Origin of the sequence: Pseudomonas sp. SJZ079 (assembly GCF_007993865.1) — a bacterium.
Lineage (GTDB): Bacteria > Pseudomonadota > Gammaproteobacteria > Pseudomonadales > Pseudomonadaceae > Aquipseudomonas.
In genome coordinates, this window is sequence record NZ_VIUH01000032.1 from 1 (window position 1) to 22,257 (window position 22,257).

21 protein-coding genes are annotated in these 22,257 nt (G+C 59.9%); 14 read left to right on the plus strand and 7 right to left on the minus strand.

From position 1 onward, the window contains the following. Positions 1 to 494: 494 nt before the first annotated feature. Together fadD1 and fadD2 are read right to left on the minus strand one after the other, a co-directional pair. Entirely contained in the window at positions 495 to 2,183 is a 1,689-nt protein-coding gene (gene fadD1, locus FBY03_RS20550; protein ID WP_147174210.1) for a long-chain-fatty-acid--CoA ligase FadD1, read from the minus strand. Positions 2,184 to 2,413: 230 nt separating this feature from the next. Next, positions 2,414 to 4,102, minus strand: coding sequence for a long-chain-fatty-acid--CoA ligase FadD2 (gene fadD2, locus FBY03_RS20555; protein WP_147174211.1), 1,689 nt, complete (start codon positions 4,100 to 4,102; stop codon positions 2,414 to 2,416). Positions 4,103 to 4,296: 194 nt separating this feature from the next. On the opposite strand from fadD2, the gene FBY03_RS20560 reads away from it, so the two are divergent. The 8 genes from FBY03_RS20560 to FBY03_RS20595 all read left to right on the plus strand — a co-directional run bounded on the left by FBY03_RS20560 (position 4,297) and on the right by FBY03_RS20595 (position 10,694). Next, positions 4,297 to 5,259 carry an alpha/beta hydrolase gene (locus FBY03_RS20560; RefSeq protein WP_147174212.1) on the plus strand — a complete coding sequence of 321 codons (963 nt, stop codon included), beginning with the start codon at positions 4,297 to 4,299 and terminating at the stop codon, positions 5,257 to 5,259. Then, on the plus strand, positions 5,256 to 5,726 hold the full coding sequence (locus tag FBY03_RS20565; RefSeq protein WP_147174213.1) for a MaoC family dehydratase: 471 nt from the start codon (positions 5,256 to 5,258) through the stop codon (positions 5,724 to 5,726). The genes FBY03_RS20560 and FBY03_RS20565 overlap by 4 nt, the downstream gene beginning before the upstream one ends. 107 nt (positions 5,727 to 5,833) lie before the next feature. Then, entirely contained in the window at positions 5,834 to 6,340 is a 507-nt protein-coding gene (locus tag FBY03_RS20570; protein WP_147174214.1) for a DUF1993 family protein, read from the plus strand. Between the two features lie 166 nt (positions 6,341 to 6,506). Further along, positions 6,507 to 7,178, plus strand: a complete 672-nt coding sequence (locus tag FBY03_RS20575; protein WP_147174215.1) for a TetR/AcrR family transcriptional regulator — start codon at positions 6,507 to 6,509, stop codon at positions 7,176 to 7,178. After that, a complete protein-coding gene (locus FBY03_RS20580) occupies positions 7,168 to 8,133 on the plus strand; it encodes an HlyD family secretion protein (protein WP_256678009.1) in 966 nt (321 codons plus the stop codon). Before FBY03_RS20575 ends, FBY03_RS20580 begins: the two co-directional genes overlap by 11 nt. Then, a complete protein-coding gene (locus tag FBY03_RS20585; RefSeq protein WP_218570809.1) occupies positions 8,120 to 9,082 on the plus strand; it encodes an ABC transporter ATP-binding protein in 963 nt (320 codons plus the stop codon). The genes FBY03_RS20580 and FBY03_RS20585 overlap by 14 nt, the downstream gene beginning before the upstream one ends. Next, positions 9,079 to 10,164, plus strand: coding sequence for an ABC transporter permease (locus FBY03_RS20590; protein WP_147174217.1), 1,086 nt, complete (start codon positions 9,079 to 9,081; stop codon positions 10,162 to 10,164). The genes FBY03_RS20585 and FBY03_RS20590 overlap by 4 nt, the downstream gene beginning before the upstream one ends. Positions 10,165 to 10,340: 176 nt before the next feature. Continuing rightward, the gene (locus FBY03_RS20595) at positions 10,341 to 10,694 is read left to right on the plus strand and encodes an MmcQ/YjbR family DNA-binding protein (protein WP_147174218.1); all 354 of its coding nucleotides are present in this window, start codon (positions 10,341 to 10,343) and stop codon (positions 10,692 to 10,694) included. 5 nt (positions 10,695 to 10,699) lie between these two features. On the opposite strand, the gene FBY03_RS20600 is transcribed toward FBY03_RS20595, so the two are convergent. From FBY03_RS20600 to FBY03_RS20610, 3 genes are all read right to left on the minus strand, one after another. Further along, positions 10,700 to 11,410, minus strand: coding sequence for a DUF1294 domain-containing protein (locus tag FBY03_RS20600; protein ID WP_147174219.1), 711 nt, complete (start codon positions 11,408 to 11,410; stop codon positions 10,700 to 10,702). Positions 11,411 to 11,461: 51 nt separating this feature from the next. Next, positions 11,462 to 12,430 (minus strand): alpha/beta fold hydrolase, encoded by a 969-nt coding sequence (locus FBY03_RS20605; protein ID WP_147174220.1) that lies wholly within the window; start codon positions 12,428 to 12,430, stop codon positions 11,462 to 11,464. A gap of 87 nt (positions 12,431 to 12,517) precedes the next feature. Continuing rightward, entirely contained in the window at positions 12,518 to 13,348 is an 831-nt protein-coding gene (locus FBY03_RS20610) for an undecaprenyl-diphosphate phosphatase (RefSeq protein WP_147174221.1), read from the minus strand. A 572-nt stretch (positions 13,349 to 13,920) separates the two neighbouring features. On the opposite strand from FBY03_RS20610, the gene FBY03_RS20615 reads away from it, so the two are divergent. The 3 genes from FBY03_RS20615 to FBY03_RS20625 all read left to right on the plus strand — a co-directional run bounded on the left by FBY03_RS20615 (position 13,921) and on the right by FBY03_RS20625 (position 15,824). Beyond that, positions 13,921 to 14,535 carry a hypothetical protein gene (locus FBY03_RS20615; RefSeq protein ID WP_147174222.1) on the plus strand — a complete coding sequence of 205 codons (615 nt, stop codon included), beginning with the start codon at positions 13,921 to 13,923 and terminating at the stop codon, positions 14,533 to 14,535. Between the two features lie 195 nt (positions 14,536 to 14,730). Then, the gene (gene pnuC, locus FBY03_RS20620; RefSeq protein WP_147174223.1) at positions 14,731 to 15,294 is read left to right on the plus strand and encodes a nicotinamide riboside transporter PnuC; all 564 of its coding nucleotides are present in this window, start codon (positions 14,731 to 14,733) and stop codon (positions 15,292 to 15,294) included. After that, positions 15,294 to 15,824, plus strand: a complete 531-nt coding sequence (locus FBY03_RS20625) for an AAA family ATPase (protein ID WP_147174224.1) — start codon at positions 15,294 to 15,296, stop codon at positions 15,822 to 15,824. Before pnuC ends, FBY03_RS20625 begins: the two co-directional genes overlap by 1 nt. Here FBY03_RS20625 and FBY03_RS20630 read toward each other — a convergent pair. After that, on the minus strand, positions 15,813 to 16,280 hold the full coding sequence (locus tag FBY03_RS20630; protein ID WP_147174225.1) for a DUF3429 domain-containing protein: 468 nt from the start codon (positions 16,278 to 16,280) through the stop codon (positions 15,813 to 15,815). The two genes, FBY03_RS20625 and FBY03_RS20630, sit on opposite strands and share 12 nt — an antisense overlap. A gap of 296 nt (positions 16,281 to 16,576) precedes the next feature. On the opposite strand from FBY03_RS20630, the gene FBY03_RS20635 reads away from it, so the two are divergent. From FBY03_RS20635 to queD, 3 genes are all read left to right on the plus strand, one after another. Further along, entirely contained in the window at positions 16,577 to 18,451 is a 1,875-nt protein-coding gene (locus FBY03_RS20635) for a di-heme-cytochrome C peroxidase (RefSeq protein ID WP_147174226.1), read from the plus strand. Positions 18,452 to 18,532: 81 nt separating this feature from the next. Continuing rightward, positions 18,533 to 19,681 carry a catalase family protein gene (locus tag FBY03_RS20640; protein WP_147174227.1) on the plus strand — a complete coding sequence of 383 codons (1,149 nt, stop codon included), beginning with the start codon at positions 18,533 to 18,535 and terminating at the stop codon, positions 19,679 to 19,681. Positions 19,682 to 19,840: 159 nt separating this feature from the next. Beyond that, complete coding sequence (gene queD / locus FBY03_RS20645; protein ID WP_147174228.1) at positions 19,841 to 20,197, plus strand: 6-carboxytetrahydropterin synthase QueD; 357 nt, start codon at positions 19,841 to 19,843, stop codon at positions 20,195 to 20,197. A 435-nt stretch (positions 20,198 to 20,632) separates the two neighbouring features. Here the strand turns inward: queD and FBY03_RS20650 are convergent, their stop codons facing one another. Continuing rightward, positions 20,633 to 22,153 carry an aldehyde dehydrogenase family protein gene (locus FBY03_RS20650; protein WP_147174229.1) on the minus strand — a complete coding sequence of 507 codons (1,521 nt, stop codon included), beginning with the start codon at positions 22,151 to 22,153 and terminating at the stop codon, positions 20,633 to 20,635. Between the last annotated feature and the right edge of the window lie 104 nt (positions 22,154 to 22,257).

Sequence of the window (22,257 nt, forward strand, 5' to 3'; positions counted from 1 at the left end):
TGCAGGGGCTGGTGTGTTTGGCGACTGCCAATTTACCTGCATCCCTGACTGTCAATCCTCTCTTCCCCGCGACAATGCGAAGATCCTTTTTTATGACTACGTCCCCGTGAAGAGGTGAGCCGACGCTGTTGTACGCAGCGAAGCGGCGTAACCCGCCATGGGCATGGCTCACCACAGTTTCACCCAGCCCCGGCGCATTCATCCCGGCTGTGGGTTACGCCGGCGGCTAACCCACCCGGATAGTTCAACGCTCATGGCCAACCTTGCTACCGACCCTACAGCTGGCCGTGTCGTCGCGTACAGGCGCCCTTTTGCACCCACGGTCTGGCACGCACTATCAGCTGGCGAACGCGCAACGCGGGCAAAAAAAACAGGCCCATGAACACCATGGGCCTGTTTCTAGTACCGGAGCGACGGAATCAACGCCTTAGCTAACTGGCATTGACTCTGGGCTGCCCATTTTACGGCAAAGCCTGCGTGCAGCCGGGATCTGCTTACTTTGCGCCGACTTTCTTCAACTCTTCATCGCGCAGTTCGCGCCGCAGGATCTTGCCTACGTTGGTGGTCGGCAGGGTGTCGCGGAACTCCACGGTTCTCGGCACCTTGTAGCCGGTGACATTGGCGCGCATGTGCGCCATGACCTGCTCCTTGGTCAGCGTCACACCCGGCTTGGCGACTACGAAGAGCTTGATCGCTTCACCGGATTTTTCATCCGGCACGCCGACCGCAGCGCACTGCAGTACACCCGGCAACGTGGCCAGCACGTCTTCCAGCTCGTTCGGGTAGACGTTGAAACCGGACACCAGAATCATGTCCTTCTTACGATCGACGATGCGCATGTAGCCGTCGTCCTGGATCAGCGCAATATCGCCGGTCTTCAACCAACCATCGGCGGTGAGTATCTCGTCAGTGGCATCCTGACGCTGCCAGTAGCCCTTCATCACCTGCGGGCCCTTGACGCACAGCTCGCCCACCGCGCCGAGCGGCAGTTCGTTGCCCTCGTCGTCGATCACCTTGCACAGCGTCGAGGGCACTGGAATACCGATAGTGCCGATCTGGATCTGCTGGATCGGATTGACCGAGGCCACCGGGCTGGTTTCGGTCATGCCGAAGCCCTCGCACACCGGGCTACCGGTAATCTGCGTCCAGCGCTCTGCCGTGGCCAGCTGCAAGGCCATACCGCCGGACAGGGTGATCTTCAGGGACGAGAAGTCCAGTTTCTGGAAGTCTTCGTTGTTGCACAGGGCAACGAACAGCGTATTGAGACCCACGAAACCGCTGAACTTGTACTTGGCCAAGTCCTTGACCATGCCCGGCAGATCACGCGGGTTGGTGATCAGCACGTTGTGGTTGCCGATCAGCATCATCGCCATGCAATGAAAGGTGAAGGCGTAGATATGATAGAGCGGCAGCGGCGCCACGATGATCTCGCAGCCTTCGTTCATATTAGAGGCCATCATCTCCCGAGCCTGGAGCATGTTCGCCACCAGGTTACGGTGGGTCAACATGGCGCCCTTGGCGACCCCGGTGGTGCCGCCGGTGTATTGCAGCACGGCGATCTCGCCACTGCTCGGGTTTACTTCCTTGACCGCCTGGCCGCGGCCCTTGGCCAGCGCATCGGTCAGTTTGACGGCACGCGGCAGGTTGTAGGCCGGCACCATCTTCTTCACGTACTTGACCACGCTGTTGATCAGCAGGCGCTTGAGTGGCGGCAGCATGTCGCCGACTTCGGTGACGATGACCGTTTTGACGCCGGTCTTGGGCACCACCTGTTCGGCCAGGTGGGCCATGTTGGCCAGGCAAATCAGCGCCTTGGCGCCGGAGTCATTGAATTGGTGTTCCATTTCCCGTGCGGTGTACAACGGGTTGGTGTTGACCACGACCAGGCCGGCACGCATGGCGCCGAATACCACTACTGGATACTGCAGCACGTTGGGCAGCTGCACGGCGATGCGATCGCCAGGCTGCAGATCGGTATGCTGTTGCAGGTAAGCCGCGAAGGCGCCAGACAGTTGGTACAGCTCGCCGTAGGTCAGGGTCTTACCGAGGTTGCTAAAAGCCGGCTTGTCAGCGAAGCGTTGGCAGGACTGTTTCAGTACCGCCTGGATATTCGGGTACTGGTCGGGATCGATTTCGGTAGCAATCCCAACGGGATACTTATCCTTCCAAAAATTTTCGGTCACAGAAACCCACTCCTCAGCAACAGCTAATCTTCACCGCGCAAAGGCGGTTGTTTGTTGTTTGTTTGCCAGCATTCTTGACCGTCAGGCGACCAAAAAGCGGGCCGAGAGTAGCAGCTTTGCCAGAGACCGCCTAGCACCAAACACAACCTAATCGGTCACAAAGTCGACCAGGATGATTATCCTGGTCACATCTTGAGCCCTGAAACGGATTGGCCGATACCGGCCAGTATTCAGGCGATATCGCGCAGCTCGCGGCGAAGGATCTTGCCGACCGGGGTCATCGGCAACGCATCCTTGAAGACGATGTGCTTGGGCACCTTGTAGCCGGTGAAGTTTTCCTTGCAGTAGGCTTTAAGCTCCTCGACGCTGAGGTCGCCATCGCGCGACACGACGAATAGTTTGACCACCTCGCCAGACTTCTCGTCCGGCACTCCGATCGCCGCACAGCTGGCGACCTTGGGGTGGGCCATGACCACATCTTCGATTTCATTGGGGTACACGTTGAAGCCGGAGACGATGATCATGTCCTTCTTGCGGTCGACGATGCGCACGTAGCCGTCCGGGTCGATCACCGCAATATCACCGCTCTTGAACCAGCCGTCGGCGTCCAGCACCTCGGCGGTGGCTTCCTCGCGCTGCCAGTAGCCCTTCATCACCTGCGGGCCTTTGATGCATAACTCGCCACGCTCGCCTAGCGCCTGCTCGTTGCCGTCATCATCGATCACCTTGAATGCAGTACCCGGCACCGGAATACCTACCGTACCCAAGCGCGCCTGGCTGCCGTAAGGGTTGGCGCTAGCCACCGGCGAGGTTTCGGTGAGACCGTAGCCTTCTACTACCGTGCAGCCGGTAATGCTCCGCCAACGCTCGGCGGTAGCCTTGACCAGCGCGGTGCCGCCGGAGTTGGTGACCTTGAGCTTGGAAAAATCCAAGTTCTTGAACTCGGGATGATCCATCAACGCGACAAACAGGGTATTGAGACCCAGCAGTGCGGAGAACCGCCACTTGCCCAGCTCCTTGACGAAGCCGGAAATATCGCGCGGGTTGGTAATCAGCACACTGAGATTACCGTTGACCATCATGCACATGCAGTTCGCGGTAAAGGCATAGATATGGTACAGCGGCAGCGGCGCAATCATGATTTCCTGGCCCTGCTTCATCAGCGGGGTCCCGTCGTCGCCCAGCTGCGACATGCAGGCATCGATCTGCAGCATGTTCGCCACCAGATTGCCGTGGGTCAGCATCGCGCCCTTGGCCACCCCCGTGGTGCCGCCGGTGTACTGCAGCACGGCGATGTCGTCATGGCCGACCGTGAGCGGCTTGAGGTCGTGGCCATGGCCCTGTTTGAGCGCCTGCTTGAACGGCACCGCCTGCGGCAGGTGGTAGTCCGGCACCATTTTCTTGACCTTCTTCACCACGCTGTTGACCAGCCAGCCTTTGAGGCTCGGCAGCATGTCGCCCATGCGGGCTTCGATCAGGTAATCAATCTCGGTATCCGGCAGTACATCCTGCACCAGCTTGCCGAACATGTTCAGGTAGACCAGCGCGCGCACGCCGGCGTCCTTGAACTGATGGCGCATCTCGCGGGCGGTGTACAGGGGATTGGTATTGACCACGATCAGGCCGGCGCGCATCGCCCCGAACACGGCAATCGGGTATTGCAGGACGTTGGGCATCTGCACGGCAATACGTTCGCCCGGCTGCAAATTGGTGTGCTTTTGCAGGTAGCCGGCGAAGGCGCCTGACAAGCGATCCAGCTCGGCATAGGTCAGGGTCACGCCCATGTTGCTGAATGCCGGTCGATCGGCAAATTTCTTGCACGAGCGCTCGAACACCTCGATCACCGACTTGTAAGCCCCAAGATCGATATCGTTGGGCACGCCGGCCGGGCGTTTGTCGCTCCAGAAATCAGGCTGCATTGTTCTTATCCTCTTACCCTGAAAGTATCTGCCCACATATAAAGTGGCTGTGGCGAACTTAGCAGCTCTGCGGCGGGGCGCAAATACTGCAGGACCGTCATTGACCACGTGAATCTTCGACCACGCCGTTCAGCTGAGACAAGGTCAGCCGCTGGCTCTACAATGCCGCACTCTTGCCGGCCTAAGGACTTGCCATGCAGCACCATGCATTTTGGTTGAACAGCAGCGATGCGACGCCTATTTACGTGAACCGCTGGTTCGCCGAGCAGCCGCCGAAAGCGCTGGTCATGGTGGCCCACGGCATGGCTGAACACAGCGCGCGCTATGCGCGCCTGGGTGAAGCATTGGTCGCGGCCGGCTATGAGCTGTACGCCCACGATCAACGCGGCCACGGGCAGACCGCCAACCAAGGCACTCTTGGACATTATGCCGACCAGGACGGCTGGGCTCGGGTGGTGGGTGACCTGGCCTGCCTCAATCACCATATTCGCCAACAGCACCCGCACACGCCGATCTTTCTGCTCGGCCACAGCATGGGCAGCTACATCGCCCAGGCGTATCTGATGCAACACAGCAGCAGCTTGCAAGGGACGATTCTCTCTGGTTCCAATTATCAACCAGTGGCGCTGTATCGCGTGGCGCGCCTGATCGCCCGCCTCGAGTGCTGGCGCCAAGGCCCGCAGGGGCGCAGTGCGCTGATCGAGTTTCTCTCGTTCGGCTCGTTCAACAAGGCCTTCAAGCCCAATCGCAGCCCCTTCGACTGGCTCAGTCGCGACCCTGCGGAAGTCGACAAGTACGTCAGCGATCCACTCTGCGGATTTCGCTGCAGCAATCAACTCTGGCTCGACCTGCTCGCTGGCTTGCAGCAGATCACCCCGGTGCACAACCTCGCGCAGATCGACAACCACCTGCCACTGCTGGTCATCGGCGGCGCCTGTGATCCGGTCAGCCAGGGCAAACGTTTGCAGCACCTGGCCAACGCCTTGCGCCAAGCCGGCAATAAGCAGGTACAACTGCAAGTCTATCCGGATGCACGTCACGAACTGCTCAACGAAAGCAATCGCGACGAGGTCACCGCCTACCTTATCGGCTGGCTGGAGCAGGCATTGCGCCAGCCCCGCCAGCGCCACTCACAGCTCCAGGAGATTCACTCATGAGCCAAACCAGCAACACCCCTTACGAGGCCCTCGAAGTCGGCCAGACCGCCAGTTACAGCAAGACCGTCGAAGAGCGCGACATTCAGCTGTTCGCCGCAGTATCCGGTGACCATAACCCGGTGCACCTGGATGCCGAATACGCCGCCACCACCATGTTCAAGGAGCGCATCGCTCACGGCATGTTCAGCGGCGCGCTGATCAGTGCGGCAGTCGCCTGCGAAATGCCCGGCCCCGGCACTATCTACCTGGGCCAGACCATGCGCTTCACCTTGCCGGTAAAGCTCGGCGACACCCTCACCGTGCGTCTGGAGATTCTCGAAAAACTGCCGAAATTCCGCGTGCGGGTCGCCACCCGGGTATTCAATCAGCACGATGAACTGGTGGTCGATGGCGAGGCGGAAATCCTCGCGCCACGCAAACAGCAAACCGTGGAACTGGCCAAGCTGCCACCGATCAGCATCGGTTAAACATTCGCGGTTGCCGAGGTAGGCGCAGCATGGGCTCGAGTCCGCTCTGCGCACATTGCCCAACCCATACAGTCCAAGCAGCACCCACCGCATCACTGGAGAACATCATGTCCCTGTCCATGTACCAAGCCTCGATTCCGGTCTTTACCCGTCAGCTGAACAACCTGTCGACCATTCTCGGCCTGGCTGCAGCCCATGCCGAAGCCAAGAAGATCGACCCCAGCGTGTTCCTCAATGCCCGCCTGGCGCCGGATATGTTCCCGCTGAGCCGCCAGGTGCAAATCGCCTGCGATGGCGTGAAAGGTGGCGCCGCCCTGCTGGCCGGTATCGAGGCGCCCAGCTACGCCGATGACGAAACCAGCTTCGCCGAACTGCAAGCGCGCATCGCCAAGACCCTGGCCTTCCTGCAAGGCGTAAGCGCAACGCAGATCGACGGCAGTGAAGAACGCACCGTGACCCTGAAGCGCCGCGACAAGGAAACCCACTTCCAGGGCCAGGCCTTTCTGCTCGATCACGTGATGCCCAACTTCTATTTCCACCTCACCACCGCCTACGCCATCCTGCGGCATAACGGTGTTGAGATCGGCAAGCGCGATTTCCTCGGCACGCGCTGAGTCCTGCCCGCCTGGCGACCCGCTCCGCTCGGTCGCCAGGCTTCTGCGCAACTCCTGGCCCGCCCAACGGACGGTTTGCGCCCCACACCCTATGCACCAAGCAGGCTGCTGAACGCAGAACAGGCGAGGCTTGCAGTTAAATTAAATTTGTATTTAAATTTAATTTATGGCCACCAACAAAAAAACACCTCGCCCAGCGCTTTCGCGCACACCCGGACGCCCCGGTGGCGACACCGCAGCGCAGCGCGAGCGCCTGCTCGACTCCGCCCTCAACGCCTTTTCCCATAAAGGCATCGCCGCCAGCAGCCTGCGCGGCATTGCCAGCGAGGCCGGAGTCACGCCTGCCTTGGTCAACTACTACTTCGGTAACAAGGCAAAGTTGCTCGCCGCAGTCGTCGAGGAACGCCTGCTACCGTTGCTGACGAACCTCGCTCAGGGATTGCGCCAGATCGGCGACGAGCCCATCGAGCTGATCGGCGGCTTTATCCAAGGCATGCGTCGGATCGTCCAGGCGCATCCCTGGCTACCGTCACTGTGGGTGCGGGAAGTGCTGTGCGAAGGCGGCGGCCTGCGCGAACTGCTGATGAGCCGCGTCGGGCCACTGATTCCGCACCTGCTGGCCGAGCGCTTCGCCGCTGCGCAACGGCGCGGCGCCCTCAACCCCGATCTAGAGCCACGCTTGCTGGTGGTCTCGCTGATCGGCCTGACCCTCTTCCCCTATGCCGCCGCGCCGATCTGGCGTGGCCTGTTCGATGCCCCCGAGCTGGACGACGAGGCGCTGGCCCGCCATACCCTCGTCCTGCTCGAGCGCGGCCTGGAGACTCCCCGTGCGCCTTGATCACTGCCTGTTCAGCTTAGTCTTGCTACTCCTCGCCGGCTGTAATCAGCCGGCGTCCGACGTGCTGCCCGGCACCCTGGAGTGGGATCGCCTGGCACTGCCGGCCGAGGCCTCGGAGCCGGTCCTGCGCTGGGCCGTGGCCGAAGGCGACAGAGTCGCGGCGGGTACCCTGCTAGTGGAACTCGACCCACGCCGGCAGGATGCCCGCGTGGCCCAGAGTCAGGCCGAGGTCGAACTGGCCAGCGCGCGGCTGCGCGAGCTGAGCAACGGCGCTCGCCTGGAAAGCATCGAGGCCGCCCAAGCCGTACTGGCGAGCACTCGCGCAAAGCTCATCGAAAGCGAACGCCAGTATCAGCGCATCGTCACCTTGCAAGGTCGCGACCTCGCCGCCCTGGCCGAGCTGGACCGGGCCCGTGCTACCCGCGATCAGGCCCGCGCCGAACAGAACAGCGCGGCGGCGCAGCTGCGCGAACTGACCAATGGCACCCGTCCTGAACAGCTCGAACAGGCCAGCGCCGCGCTGGCCACGGCACGTGCCGCGCTGCACCTGCAGCAGCTCAACCGGCAACGCCTAAATGTACGCGCACCGCGCGCCGGGCGGGTCGATGCGCTGCCCTTCAAGCCTGGCGACCAGCCACCGCAAGGCGCCACCCTGGTCAGCCTGCTGGTCGGCGAAGCGCCCTATGCCCGGGTCTACGTGCCGGCCTCACAACGCGCCGAACTGGCCATCGGCGACCGTTTGCAGGTACGCGTCGAGGGCATCGAACAGCCTTTTAGCGCGCATGTGCGCAGCATCGCAAGTGAAGCCAGCTTCACCCCCTATTTCGCCCTGGTCGGCGACGATGCTAGCCGCCTGAGCTACCGCGCTGAACTGTTACTGGAAGGAGAGGAAGCACAGCAGTTACCGGCCGGGTTGCCGCTACGCGCCGAGCGGGTTGACCATGAGCAGCGCTGAAACGGTGATCCAGGCCCAAGGCCTGAGCAAGCGTTTCGGCGATCTGATCGCGGTCGACCAGCTCGACCTGCAGGTTCGCCGCGCCGAGGTGTTCGGTTTTCTCGGGCCAAACGGCTCGGGCAAATCCACCACCATCCGCATGCTATGCGGCCTGCTACTACCTAGTGCCGGCAGCATCGAGGTGCTGGGTTATCAGATCCCCCGCGATGCCGAGGCGCTGAAGCGTCGCATCGGCTATATGACGCAGAAATTCTCGCTGTACGACGACCTGACAGTCGGCGAAAACCTGGAGTTTCTCGCCGCCGTGCAAGGCCTCGGACGGCAGCAGGCGCGCCAGCGTATCGCCGAGCTGCTCGAGCGCTACTGGCTGGCCGATCGCCGCCGGCAACTGGCCGGCACCCTCAGTGGCGGGCAAAAGCAGCGTCTGGCCCTGGCCGGCGCGGTGCTGCACAAACCCGACTTGCTACTGTTGGATGAGCCGACCAGCGCGGTTGACCCGCAATCGCGTCGCGAGTTTTGGGATTCGCTGTTCGAGTTGGCCGACGCGGGCACCACGCTTCTGGTCTCCACCCACTACATGGACGAGGCCGAGCGCTGTACCCGTCTGGGCATCCTCGACCAGGGCCGCCTGGTCGCCGACGGCAGCCCCAGCGAGTTGATGGCGGCGTTGCCAGGCAGTCCGTTACTGGTCGAATGCGCTCAGCCGCGCCAGGCCCAACAAGTGTTGCAGGGCACCTCTGGAGTGCTCGCCCTGACCCAGATTGGCAATTCGCTGCGGGTACTGGCAGCCCCCGTGCAGGCCAGCGACGCGGCAGCGGTCGAACTGATCCAGCAACGCCTGCGCGCCGCTGGCATTCAAGCGCAGGTCGCTACGACCACGGCCAACCTGGAGGACGTCTTCGTCAGCGCCACCCAACGCCCCCCCCATTCGTCAGGGGACCACCCATGAACCTGCGCCGACTGGGTTCGATCGTGCTCAAGGAGCTACGCCAGCTGCGGCGCGACCGCCTGACCTTCGCCATGATCATCGGCATTCCAACCCTGCAGCTGGTGCTGTTCGGTTACGCCATCAATATGGATGTGCGCCACCTCGACGCCGCCGTGCTCGATCAGGCCAATAGCGCACGCTCGCGCGAACTGATCGCCGAGCTGGGTGCCAGCCAGGTGCTCAACCTGCGTTACCAACTGAGCAGCCCGGAAGAACTGAACACCCTATTGCGCCAAGGCAAGATCAGCGCCGCCCTGGTGGTGCCGAGCGATTTCGAGGCACGCCTGGAACGCAATGAGCGCTCGGTGTTGCAGATCGTCGTCGATGGCTCCGATCAGGTGGTGCAGGCCTCGGCCCGCCAGCTGGCGGCCTTCCCGCTACCGGGCGACGACACCAGTCGCAGCGGACGAATCGAAGTGCTCAACCTGTACAACCCGCAGCGCCTGGCCCCGGTCAATACCGTGCCGGGGCTGATCGGCGTGATCCTGACCATGACCATGGTGCTGTTCACCGCCACCGCCCTGGTGCGCGAGCGCGAACATGGCAACCTGGAGATGCTGATCGCCACGCCGGTGTCGCCCTGGGAACTGACCCTGGGCAAACTCTTGCCGTTCGCCGCCATCGGCCTGGTACAGGTCAGCGTGGTGCTATTGCTCGGTAAGCTGCTGTTCGCCGTGCCCCTGCGCGGCTCGCTGAGCGAGTTGTACCTGGCGTCGCTGGTGTTCATCTGCGCCAGCCTGGCGCTCGGGGTATTTATCTCAACCCTGGCGCGCAGCCAGTTCCAGGCCATGCAGATGGCCTTCTTCACCTTTCTGCCGCAGATTCTCCTGTCCGGCTTCATGTTCCCCTTCGCCGGCATGCCGAAAGCCGCGCAGTGGCTGGCCGAGCTCCTGCCGTTGACGCATTTTCTGCGCCTGGTGCGCGGCATCATGCTGCGCGGCGCCGGGCTCGCCGAACTCTGGCCGGCGCTGGCCGCCCTGCTGCTGTTCACCCTGCTGATGCTTGGCGTGGCCGTGGCTCGCGTGCACAAGCGCCTCGACTAAGCCGCATCCCAAGTGCGGCTATGCTCATCCGCAGACGCGACAGGCTGCCGGCGACGCACGCGCAGATCACCGCTAAACCGAACCCCCAAACCGGCCGTTCAAGCCCGCTGATAACTAATATCCAGGCCTATGCTCTACTAAGTGAGCTAGAGAACCCGCAGCTAGGTTGAATGCAGATGAAGCAACACGACATAGCGGACTTTTGCCTGCAACTGCCCGGGGCGCGCGAGGACTTCAAATGGGGTAACAACCAGGTGTTCTCCGTGGCCGGCAACAAGATGTTCGCCATCCTCAACTTCCTCGGTCATGAGCTGGCCTTTAAAGTCGACAGCGATTTGTTTCTGGGCTTTGTCGACCGTCCCGGTATCCGCCCTGCGCCCTATCTGGCGCGGGCGCATTGGATCAGCATGAACTGCGCACACCTGCCCATTGCTGACAATGAACTGCGCGAGCTACTCACCCGCTCCCACCAACTGGTGGTACGCAAGCTACCGAAGCGCCTGCAACCGGGTTTGCTGCTCGATCTCTGACGGCCTTAACGGGGCATGAGCGCGCGCAGAACATCGCCAAAATTGGCACCGTCCAGCAGCAACCAGTCGAGCCAGAAAACCTGATGCACCACGACGATCGCCCAGAACAGCAGTTGATAGGTAACTTTGCGGGTTTTATGCCGAAAGCACTGCTGAGCCAGCAAGGCACCCGGCCACCCCCCGAGCAGCTCGACCAGATGCATGGCATTTTCCGGCGTTCGCCAGCGACCGCATAAAGCACTGCGTTTGTCCTGCCAGTACTGCATGAAACTGATCGAACTGACTGAGGCGTAGGCCAGCAAAGGCCACATAAAACCCCAGCCCAGCAGCTGAACTGAACCCAGCAGCGGCAAGCTGCACAGCCCGGCAAACAGCGTCAGTTTCAGGCCAAGGTATTGAATCGGGCCTGATGACGCACGCTTGCGCGGTGCCTTGTTGGGGTTCGCGCCATCAGCTGGCGATGGCGCAGACCTCGGCTTAACCCGAATCGCCGGCTGATCGAGGGCCAAGCCGCCCGCCACCCGCACGTGCTCGGCGCGCAAGCGACCCTGGCCGTCCTGGCTGGCGATATACAACACCCGGTCACCGGATACAGGACGTCTGTCGCCGCGCATGGCCGAGATATGCGCGAACACCTGCGCCCCGCCGTGTTGCGGCTGAATAAAACCGAAGCCCTTGTCATCGTTCCAGCTTTTCAGCAGCCCCTGCTGTTCCATCGCCTGCCGACTCCTGCTGCAGAAAACTCCATTCTAGGGGCTTTGCTGGGCTCACGCAGGGTAATGCCGGCTGAAAAAATCCAGCAGATGCTGGTTAACCCGCTTGGCCTGCTCATTCTGGATCCAGTGTCCGCACTCGCTCAGTAGGTGTTGCTCCAGATGCGGCACACGCCTGGGCATCTGTTGCAGGGTATAGGCCTCCAATGTGCCGACCGGGTCCTTATCGCCGAGCAGAAACAGTGCCGGTTGCTCGATCTGACGCGCGGCCAATGACTCGGTGCGCTGCCAGTTGCGCTCGAAATTGCGGTACCAGTTAAGCGCGCCGTAAAAACCGCGGCCGGCGAAGGTTTTCAGGTACTGGTCGAATGCCTGCTGATCACACCAGGCCGGCAGCGTCAGAGGGTCTTGCATGCCGGCAAACAGTGAGGCGCCAGCCGGCTTGTCTTGCAGGAAGAAATCCTTGGGTACGGCGGCCGAGGTGTTGTGCATCATCATGCGCAGGGTGCGCGGGATGTCCGCATCCATCTCCAGCTCCGCCACTCCGGGCTGCTGGAAGTGCAGGATGTAGTGAAAACGCTCGGCATACAGTTGACGGATGATATCGATCGCCGGCTGTTTAGGGCGCCCACCGAAGGGCACCGCCATGCCAACCACTGCCTTGACCCGCTGCGGCTCAAGCAGCGCCAGGTGCCAGGCTATCGGCGCGCCCCAATCATGCCCGACCACACAGGCCTCAGGCTGCCCCAGGCTGTCCATCGCCGCCTGGATATCGCCACACACGCTAATCAGGTCATAGGCCGAGGCCTCGCGCGGCGCACTGCTTTGCCCATAGCCGCGCATTTCCGGAATCAACACCCGGTAACCGGCCGCGGCTAACGGGGCGATCTGCTGCCGCCAGGAATGCCAGCACTCGGGAAAGCCATGCAGCAACCACACCGGTCGGCCATGCGCAGGTCCACTGCTGTAAAGGCTCAGCGTGATGTCGTTGACCTCAAGTAACTGGTGCTCAAGCGAGTCCATAAACGCCTCCATTGCCAGGCCTCACTATGACAAAGGCGCGCTAAATAGCGCGCCTTTAATCAGTCTTACGAATACAGCCGTCAGTGTTCAGCCTTGGGCCGTGCTCCAGTCGATCAGCTGCAACTGCCAGGTCAGCAGAATCAACAGGCCAAAACCGATGCGATACCAGGCAAACACCGCATAGCTGTGGTTACCGATAAATTTGAGCAGCGCGCGTACGGCGAGCATGGCGAAGATGAATGAGACGACAAAGCCAAGCGCAAACACCGGCAGATCTGCCGGCTGAAACAACTCGCGGTATTTGTAGCCCGAATACACCGCCGCGCCGACCATGGTCGGCATAGCCAGAAAGAAGGAAAACTCTGTAGCGGCCTTGCGCGACAGGCCGAACAGCAGCCCGCCGATTATCGTCGCGCCGGAGCGCGACGTTCCAGGAATCATCGCCAGACACTGGGCGAAACCGATCTTCAGTGCCTGCTTCCAGCTCATATCGTCGACAGTTTCGGCACTCACCAGATGAGCGCGCTTTTCGGCCCACAACATGATCACCCCACCCACTACCAGTGCCGCCGCGACAGTGATGGGATTGAACAGGTATTTGTGGATCAGGTCGGCAAAGGTCACCCCGAGAATCACCGCAGGGAAAAAGGCGATCAACAGATTGCCGGTGAATCGCTGAGCCTGAGACTCTTTCGGTAGCCCAATCATTACGTCGAGAATCTTGCGCCGGTATTGCCAGACCACCGCGAGAATAGCCCCCAACTGAATGATGATATTGAAGGCTATCGCTCGCTCACCGGCAAAGTCGATGAGATCCGCGACTATGATTTGGTGGCCAGTGCTGGAAATCGGCAAGAACTCGGTTATGCCCTCGACAATGCCCAAGATCAATGCCTGTGCGGCAGTCCAAAGGTCCATCCAAACTCCTAGAGCGCGCGGTACGAGTTACGCGCAAAAAATGTCAATTAAAAACGCGCGTAGCACGAACTCAAAACACGAGGCGAGGTTTCTACAGCGCCGCAATAAGCAGGCGCTTCGGACTCGGCCGAAGCGCCGAGATGCTACCAGATAAACAGGCCCTATTACTCCACGGGTAGCGGCTCAAGAACACCTAAATAGCATGACACCAAGGTGTCAACATATTGAGAATGCAGCCGAACTGGCTGAGTCGATGCACCGCGCACAAATGGCCTACGGTGTTTGCTACTCAGTTGGTGATCCCTCGATCTGACCGCTCAGTACCCGACACCCGTGCTATCGAGTCCGCAGCAAGATCAGCCGCAACACCCACAACCTGATCAATTCATCTCGGCGCCACGCTATAACAATCGCATGCGCTTATGGATATCAACCATACTGTCGTCCATGCTGTTTAAGTGACCTAGAGCATGGCACTTAGCGTGTAACACTCAGCTGCAATCATCCAACGTTTCGGCACAAGCTGAACAGCTGAATAGACTGCGTGGGCAGTTTCGTGTGTGGGGAAATGAATGAGCAACATGGAACATCAGGAAGTCGACCTCAGCCGGCCACAAAACCAGGACTTGATCTGGGATATGGACAGCATGGCTAGACGCGAGCTGGCCGAGCGCTTCATTACCCTGTTCGAGAACCGTCTATGCGTCTATTCCGAATCGGTGCGTCAGCTCTACACCAACTACAATCTGCACTTTCCCAGCGACCTCGGCCGCAAGATGGTCGTGTTACCCAACCCTTACGCCTTCCACGACACCCTGCACGGTATCGAGGCGCTGGCCGTACGTAAGACCGGACTCTGTGTACTGCCTGGTGTTGTACTGGGCAAACCCGGCTTGCTGCTGACCACTGAAATCAAGGAAGGCGGACCGACACCGAAAACCATGCCGTTCAAGCAGGCGCTGGCGCAAATCATCAGTAATCAAAAAAAGGTCGGCGACGTATTCCTGCCGATCATGATGAAGGGGGATTTGCGCGAGTTCGACCAGCACATGCCTTACATCCACCTGCATCGGCTGCAGGTCAACCGCCTCACCCGTCTCTCTTCCTTCGAGCGCGACGACATTCAGCAAACCATCACCCGCAAACTGCTAGCGCTCTATCGCCAGGCCGATAGCCTGGCTTGTTAGGGCCGGCATCACCCTGCACTGAAGATATGCCCTCTAGCCTTAGAGTTTGAGCCTTATATATATCCCCAAATCGCCATCGCACTTGAGCTGCAGAGACGTTTTTCCTTACCGGAAGCGCGACCGCCTCAACCGCAGCCGCTACAATCGGCGCCCTTCATTACCCGCCCAGCCTGAATTCGTATTTGTGGAAAAACCATGTCTTTCTTAGAACTATTCGCTTCCGCTCTCGGTGTCTGGGCGGTTTGGTTAACTGTGCAGCAAAATCGCTGGTGCTGGCCGATCGGCCTGATCATGGTGTCGCTCTACGGCTGGATCTTCTTTGAAGGCAAACTCTATTCGAACATGCTGTTGCAATTCGTCTACGCAGCCTTGCAACTCTATGGCTGGTGGCAGTGGACGCAAGGCGGCCAACAGCATCAGGGACTTCAGGTGAGCAGCCTTAGCATCCGGGGCTTGCTGGTCAGTCTGCTGATCGGCACCCTAGGAGCCCTTGGCCTGGGCTATTTGATGGCCAGCTACACAGATGCTGCCGCCCCGTGGCTGGATGCCGCGCTCAGTGCTTTCAGCCTGGTCGCGCAAGTATGGATGGCGCAAAAACGTGTCGAATGCTGGCCACTGTGGATAACCCTGGACCTGCTCTTCGTGGCACTTTTCCTGCAACAGGCGCTGTATCTGACCGCCGGCCTATATGCCCTCTTCACCCTGTTGGCAATTAGCGGGTGGCTGACCTGGCGCCGGGATTTGGCTCCGACCGCTTAATGAAAGTATTGGTACTCACCGGCCCGGAATCCAGCGGCAAGAGCTCACTGGCCAAGGAGATTCAGTCTGTCTTTGGCGGGCAGATCGTTGGCGAATATGTCCGCCACTTTATCGACAGCGAACAGCGCGACACCTGTTACGCCGATATCCCAGCAATCGCCCGCGGCCAGCTCGCCTGGGAAGATGCCGCGCGCGCCGCGCGCCCAACCCTACTGATTCTCGACACTCACTTGCTGAGCAACCTGCTCTGGAGCCGCGAATTGTTCGGCGACTGTCCACCCTGGATAGAGGAAGAACTGCTCAAGCGCGATTACCACCTGCACTTACTGCTCGACCCCGTTGCTGTCCCCTGGGTCGACGATGGTCAGCGCTGTCAGCCAGAGCTCGGTCAGCGCCTGGCGTTCTACCAGAGCTGTGAGCACTGGTTACAGCAGCATAAACAGCCGCTGCAGAGAATTCAGGGCGACTGGTCGGCTCGCCGTACGCAGGTACTTGGCTGCGTTAGCGACTGGCTAGCATCACTCAACTAACACGCTGGCCCAGGCCAACAACAAGCACAGCGTGACGATGATGGTGAGTGGCGTACGCAAGCTGGGATACCAGCGCGGTGCCAGACTCAATTTGACGGCCCGCAGATCGGCAAAATACAGCGCCACGAACGCCAACAAAAGTATCGGCAAGGTCAGTCCCACAGGCATACCGCTGGCAATCGCCAGCCACCCGAGCAAGGGTGGTATCACCGACAAGCCCAACTGCACCTGCGCACGCTCATCGGTCTCCTCCGCCCGCATCGCCAACCCCCAGTGAATGGCTCCCATAAAAGCCAGTATCACGGCCGCATAATCCAACAACGCCGCTAACACAAAGGGTCGCCAACCAAGCGGAATCACCCAGATACCCAACGCGCCACTGACAAAGGGAACCACCCCGGCGTAGCCAAGCAAAATGGCTAACTGCGGTGGTTTTTCGGCCTCAAAGGGATGCATTGCTCACTCCTGAATTTCGATAGAAAGCCATGACATCAGAACGCCTATGGCGCCTATCAAAGACTATTCGTTAGCAAAGCTATAAGCCATGAGTTCCAACGCACAAATGTCTCCAGTGACAACCCATCCGCAGCCCATGGTGTACCGCTCAGCGCGACTGCCCAGGCGATGAGCAGTGGCCATATACGAAGGGTACCGACGTTGGATTTTCCAGAATCGGTCCAATGGCAGCTTGCCATTAACCTTTTCGCTTGGCATAAAGTCAGGCAAATAAAAGCGCTACAAGGAAGTGTCTGATGTATACGCTCCGTCGCGTCCTGTATGGGGCCTTGGCGATACTGACTACCGGGATTGCCATCGGCCTGTACTTTATTGCCTATCCCAACCTGCCTAACTACCAGAAACCCGAGAGACTTCACTACCTTGACCAATGGAGTGATGAGGCGCGGCAGACCTTTTACTACACACCGCAAGGGACCCAAGTTAAAGGTTTGCGCTATGACTGGTTCAGCGCCCTCGAGTTACCTTTAAGCACAAGCAAATTTGCCACCCCGGACTACTTGGCCCGCTTCGGTTTTCTGATTGACCCTCTGCAGCAACCCTCGGCGCTCAACCCGGCGAATCTGCCGGTGGGTTTTGCTCGGCATGAAGACAAAGAGACAGGTATTCACTATTTGGATATCAGCTGCGCGGCTTGCCACACCGGTGAGTTGCGCTACAAAGGCCAGGTCGTTCGGATCGACGGCGGGTCTGCCCTGCATTCGCTCGCCTCGACCGTGCCAACCCTAAGAGGCGGCAGCTTTGGCCAATCACTTGGCATGAGCATGGCGTTCACCTACTACAACCCCTTGAAGTTCAGGCGCTTCGCCAAAGAAGTACTTGCCGAGAACTACCCCGAGGGACGCGATCGACTGCGCCATGACTTTAAAGTCGTCCTCGATCGCCTGTTAGGCACAGCCTATAACGACTGGGACCGTGGCCTCTATCCGACAGAAGAAGGCTTCGGCAGGACCGATGCCTTTGGGCGCATCGCTAACAGCGTGTTCGGTGACGCCATAGACCCCAGTAACTACCGCAAGGCCAACGCCCCCGTGAGTTACCCCCAGGTCTGGGATATCTGGAAGTTCGACTGGGTCCAGTGGAACGGCTCTGCCATGCAACCCATGGCGCGTAATGTCGGCGAAGCTCTAGGTGTTGGCGCGACGCTACGTCTCATGCAGCCGAACGGCCAGCCGGTAGCAGAAGCCGAGCGCTATGCTTCCAGCGTGCGTCTACGTGATTTGTACACCCTCGAGGAAACCCTCAAAGAGTTAAAGCCGCCCTACTGGCCAGAACAGATCTTCGGTCCCATTGACCTGCAACTTGCAAGTCAGGGGCGTGCCCTGTTCAACGAGAACTGCGCCTATTGCCACGCCCCAGACCCCAAACCCAGAAATGAACGGCTGGCACCGGCGCGCGACCCCGAGTGGCGCATGCGCATTGTACCGACCCGTATCGTTGGTACGGATCCCACTACCGCGGACAATATCGCCGACCATCGCTTCGATATCAGCAAGCTGGGCTGGACTGACGCCGAGTTAAGCAAACTGGATGTCCGGCTCTTCGGTTCGACAGTCGATGAAGTTGATCCACGCAGTATTTCCAGCGCGAAAGGCTTGGCCTATGTGACAGCCTACGTGGAAAACCGCGCCTATCAGGACACCGGCATCCAGCCCCGCGAACGCTGGCGTATGGATGGCTACGGCTTGCCTATCGGTGTGCAAGAAAAGCGCGGCTACAAAGCTCGGCCGTTGCACGGTATCTGGGCAACCCCACCGTTTCTGCATAACGGCTCGGTACCCACGCTATTTCAACTTCTGTCACCCGTTGCAGAACGACAGGCTCAATTCTGGACCGGAAATTTCGAGTTCAACCCCAAACAAATCGGCTTCAACACTGAACAGTTCCCCGGCGGTTTTTTGTTCGATACCACTATTACCGGCAACAGCAACCGCGGTCATGAGTTCAGGGCAGGCTGCCGCGATGAGGGCGTGATCGGACGCGCGCTGCAACCTGAAGAACGCTGGGCGCTGGTCGAGTACCTCAAGATGTTGGGCAATCTGGAACTCGAAAAACAGCTCAAACCAATCAAGGCGAAGCCCTGGAATCCAGGCCCCAAGTGCCAAGGTTAAGCGAGCCCAATGCAGTAGCAGGCTTAAGCGCAGGAACCAAGGAAAACTCAGTTATAACAATAATCAACAAGGACTTGCTCAATGCTCAAACGACTCTGGCTCTGGCTCGGCCGTTTACTCGGCAAACTTCTGCTACTTCTGTTGGCAGTAGGCCTTGGCAGCTGGGGCGCGGGTACCGCCTACTACAGCTGGAAGTTCTCGGGACCGGTCGCCACTGAAGAACAAATCCCTCCAGGTGAAGCGGCACTCACACAAGGCATCATTGAGGACGCTATCCGCATCGTCGAGCAACACCGCGATAACACCCGAGTCCTGCGTGACGCCCATGCCAAAGCACATGGCTGCGTCAGAGCGCAGGTAACCGTATTACCTGACCTCGACAATAGCCTTCGGCATGGCGTGCTTAGCCAACCAGGGAAAACCTGGCAAGCCTGGATGCGTTTGTCCAATGGCAACGCCTACCCGCAGTTCGACCGTATTCGTGATGCCCGCGGCATGGCCCTCAAGCTTCTCGATGTGCCGGGTGAAAAGCTCACCGCGGATGCCCAGCACGCAACTGAACAAGACTTCGTCATGTTCAACCACCCCGCGTTCTTCGTGCGCGACGTCGCCGAATACAAAAGCAACTTTGCCGCACAGGCTGATGGCAAGCAAATACTGGCCTTCTTCCCAGGCTGGGACCCACGCAACTGGGAAATCCGCCATCTGATTATTGCCCTGAAAACCTTGGCGCCGGCGCCCGAAAGCCCGGTTGCGACCAGCTACAACTCCATCGCCCCCTTCAAACTGGGTCCGTACAACATCAAGTATCGAGTCATTCCTGCGCCAGAGAACTGCCCGACGTATGAATTGCCGGCTGGCAATCAGGACCTTCCGAATTTCCTGCGCAGTGCGCTACACCGACAACTCTCGCTCGATCGTGCACCCGCCTGCTTTGCTCTACAAATTCAACGGCAAGACCCAGCCCACTACATGCCGATAGAAGACCCCAGCGTGGAATGGGACCAGACCCTCTCTCCTTTTGAAACGGTGGCCACCATCCAGCTACCCGCTCAAGACTTTGATAGCACTGAGCAAAATCTATTCTGCGACAACCTCTCGTTCAACCCCTGGCATTCGCTGCCCGCTCACCGCCCCATCGGAGGAATAAATCGCTTGAGGAAGGCGGTTTATCAGGCCGTCAGCGTTTATCGACATGAGCGGAATCAGGGCAATGCCAAGAACAAATGAAGAGACGTTCTGCTCAGGCGTGACACGTGCCGCGCCGAAGCCCGAGTGAATCAGCGAGACCACGCATCTCGTCACGATGGGTAAAGCGTAACTCGAACTGGTAAGATCCCCTCTCATCAAAGTGCTGTTTGCAGCAACGTAACTTCAGAGAGAAATGCCTTGGAACTGTTCAAAGAGTTTATGTTCGAGGCCGCACACCGACTCCCTCATGTGCCCGAAGGGCATAAATGTGGGCGGTTGCATGGCCATTCGTTTCGCGTAGCCATCTACATAGAGGGTGAGGTTGACCCCTACACCGGCTGGATTCGTGATTTTTCTGAAATAAAAGCGATCTTCATGCCGCTTTATGAACAACTAGACCATAACTACTTGAACGAGATTCCTGGCCTGGAAAACCCTACCAGCGAAATCATCGCAAAGTGGATCTGGCAGCAGCTCAAACCTCTTCTGCCTGAACTTTCTCGCATCCGCATCCACGAGACCTGTACCAGCGGATGCGAATACCGCGGCGATTGAATTCTGTTAGCAAAAAGCCACGCTTCAGCCGAGCGAAGGCGTTTTCTACCAAATGCCGATTCCGGCAAAGCCCCCGACACCCACACCTTTACTGGCCAGGATCTTTCGGACCAGCAGATCAAGTGCCTGGATAGCGGTGCACCAACAACAGGCCGGCTGGCCGCTAGGGGAACTTCACGCCGCTTAGTGAGCGCCCCGCCTCACGACTTCGAGCATAGGACAGCGCACCCTGAGCGGCTCGCTCGCAATGGCTCAGGCCCTCAAAGGGGCACAGGTCAGCGGACACGCCATAAAAAACGCGACCGAAGTCGCGTTGCGATAGGGATTTAACCTTCAGCCGTAGCTACCTGGACCGCAGGTAAACCTCGCACACAGGCGAATCGCAGAAAAACGCCCAACGCACGGGAGCGCGTGCGTTGGGGGCATAGCCTGCAATCAGAAAAAGCCCAGCGGGTTGGTGTCGTAGCTGATCAACAGGTTCTTGGTCTGCTGATAGTGGTCGAGCATCATCTTGTGGGTCTCGCGACCGACGCCGGACTTCTTGTAACCACCGAACGCGGCGTGCGCCGGGTACAGGTGGTAGCAGTTGGTCCACACGCGACCGGCCTTGATCGCCCGGCCCATGCGGTAGGCGCGGTTGATGTCGCGGGTCCACAGGCCGGCGCCGAGGCCGAACTCGGTGTCGTTGGCAATCGCCAGGGCTTCGGCTTCATCCTTGAAGGTGGTCACGCCGACCACCGGGCCGAAGATTTCCTCCTGGAACACGCGCATCTTGTTGTTGCCCTTGAGCAGGGTCGGCTGGATGTAGTAACCACCGGCCAGGTCGCCTTCCAGGCGCTCCGCGGCGCCGCCGGTGAGCAGCTCGGCGCCTTCCTGCTGGGCGATTTCCAGGTAGCTCAGGATCTTGTCGTACTGCTGTTCGGACGCCTGAGCACCGACCATGGTCTCGGTGTCCAGCGGGTCGCCGCGCTTGATCTGTTTGATCTTCTTCATCACCTCGGCCATGAACGCCGGGTAGATCGACTCCTGCACCAGTGCCCGCGATGGGCAGGTGCACACCTCACCCTGGTTGAAGAACGCCAGCACCAGGCCTTCGGCGGCCTTCTCAATGAACTCCGGCTCGGCCTGCATGATGTCCTCGAAGAAGATGTTCGGCGACTTGCCGCCCAGCTCGACGGTGCTCGGAATGATGTTCTCGGCGGCGCACTTGAGAATGTGCGAACCCACCGGGGTGGAGCCGGTGAAGGCGATCTTGGCGATGCGCTTGCTGGTGGCCAGGGCTTCACCGGCTTCGCGACCAAAGCCCTGGACCACGTTGAGCACGCCCGGCGGCAGCAAATCACCAATCAGCTCCATCAGCACACTAATCGACAGCGGCGTCTGTTCAGCTGGCTTCAAGATCACGCAGTTGCCGGCGGCCAGGGCAGGAGCCAGTTTCCAGGCGGCCATCAGCAGCGGGAAGTTCCACGGGATGATCTGCCCGACCACGCCCAGCGGTTCGTGGAAGTGATAGGCGGCGGTGTGTTCGTCGATCTCGGCGGCGCTGCCTTCCTGGGCACGGATGCAACCGGCGTAGTAACGGAAGTGATCGGCGGCCAGCGGCACGTCGGCGTTGAGGGTCTCACGCACGGCCTTGCCGTTGTCCCAGGTTTCGGCCACGGCCAGCAGCTCGAGGTTGGCCTCGATGCGGTCGGCAATTTTCAGCAGCACCAAGGAACGGTTCTGCACCGAGGTCTTGCCCCAGGCATCGGCGGCGGCATGGGCGGCATCCAGGGCCAACTCGATATCTTCGCTGCCGGAGCGAGGAAACTCACCGATCAGCGAGGCATCGACCGGGCTGGTGTTGCTGAAGTACTGCCCCTTGAGCGGCGCGACAAACTCGCCACCGATGAAGTTGCCGTAGCGCGGCTTGAGGTTGATAACTGCGCCTGGAGTTCCGGGTTTAGCGTAAATCATGGTGGTGCCCTCTCTTGTTTGTCGGAGCCTGCCCGTGGACGTGGAACAGGTCATGGTTCGATATTAGGAAGTCGCCGCGCCGGCCGGTATGCGCCCATGGCAGC

Coding starts and splice junctions, on each gene's coding strand:
- fadD2 (WP_147174211.1), bottom strand. CDS start 4,102: ATGCAGCCTGATTTCTGGAGCGACAAACGCCCGGCCGGCGTGCCCAAC.
- FBY03_RS20585 (WP_218570809.1), top strand. CDS start 8,120: ATGAGCAGCGCTGAAACGGTGATCCAGGCCCAAGGCCTGAGCAAGCGT.
- FBY03_RS20590 (WP_147174217.1), top strand. CDS start 9,079: ATGAACCTGCGCCGACTGGGTTCGATCGTGCTCAAGGAGCTACGCCAG.
- FBY03_RS20565 (WP_147174213.1), top strand. CDS start 5,256: ATGAGCCAAACCAGCAACACCCCTTACGAGGCCCTCGAAGTCGGCCAG.
- FBY03_RS20610 (WP_147174221.1), bottom strand. CDS start 13,348: ATGGACCTTTGGACTGCCGCACAGGCATTGATCTTGGGCATTGTCGAG.
- FBY03_RS20640 (WP_147174227.1), top strand. CDS start 18,533: ATGCTCAAACGACTCTGGCTCTGGCTCGGCCGTTTACTCGGCAAACTT.
- FBY03_RS20595 (WP_147174218.1), top strand. CDS start 10,341: ATGAAGCAACACGACATAGCGGACTTTTGCCTGCAACTGCCCGGGGCG.
- FBY03_RS20560 (WP_147174212.1), top strand. CDS start 4,297: ATGCAGCACCATGCATTTTGGTTGAACAGCAGCGATGCGACGCCTATT.
- FBY03_RS20605 (WP_147174220.1), bottom strand. CDS start 12,430: ATGGACTCGCTTGAGCACCAGTTACTTGAGGTCAACGACATCACGCTG.
- pnuC (WP_147174223.1), top strand. CDS start 14,731: ATGTCTTTCTTAGAACTATTCGCTTCCGCTCTCGGTGTCTGGGCGGTT.
- FBY03_RS20600 (WP_147174219.1), bottom strand. CDS start 11,410: ATGGAACAGCAGGGGCTGCTGAAAAGCTGGAACGATGACAAGGGCTTC.
- FBY03_RS20630 (WP_147174225.1), bottom strand. CDS start 16,280: ATGCATCCCTTTGAGGCCGAAAAACCACCGCAGTTAGCCATTTTGCTT.
- FBY03_RS20570 (WP_147174214.1), top strand. CDS start 5,834: ATGTCCCTGTCCATGTACCAAGCCTCGATTCCGGTCTTTACCCGTCAG.
- FBY03_RS20635 (WP_147174226.1), top strand. CDS start 16,577: ATGTATACGCTCCGTCGCGTCCTGTATGGGGCCTTGGCGATACTGACT.
- FBY03_RS20650 (WP_147174229.1), bottom strand. CDS start 22,153: ATGATTTACGCTAAACCCGGAACTCCAGGCGCAGTTATCAACCTCAAG.
- FBY03_RS20615 (WP_147174222.1), top strand. CDS start 13,921: ATGAGCAACATGGAACATCAGGAAGTCGACCTCAGCCGGCCACAAAAC.
- FBY03_RS20575 (WP_147174215.1), top strand. CDS start 6,507: ATGGCCACCAACAAAAAAACACCTCGCCCAGCGCTTTCGCGCACACCC.
- FBY03_RS20625 (WP_147174224.1), top strand. CDS start 15,294: ATGAAAGTATTGGTACTCACCGGCCCGGAATCCAGCGGCAAGAGCTCA.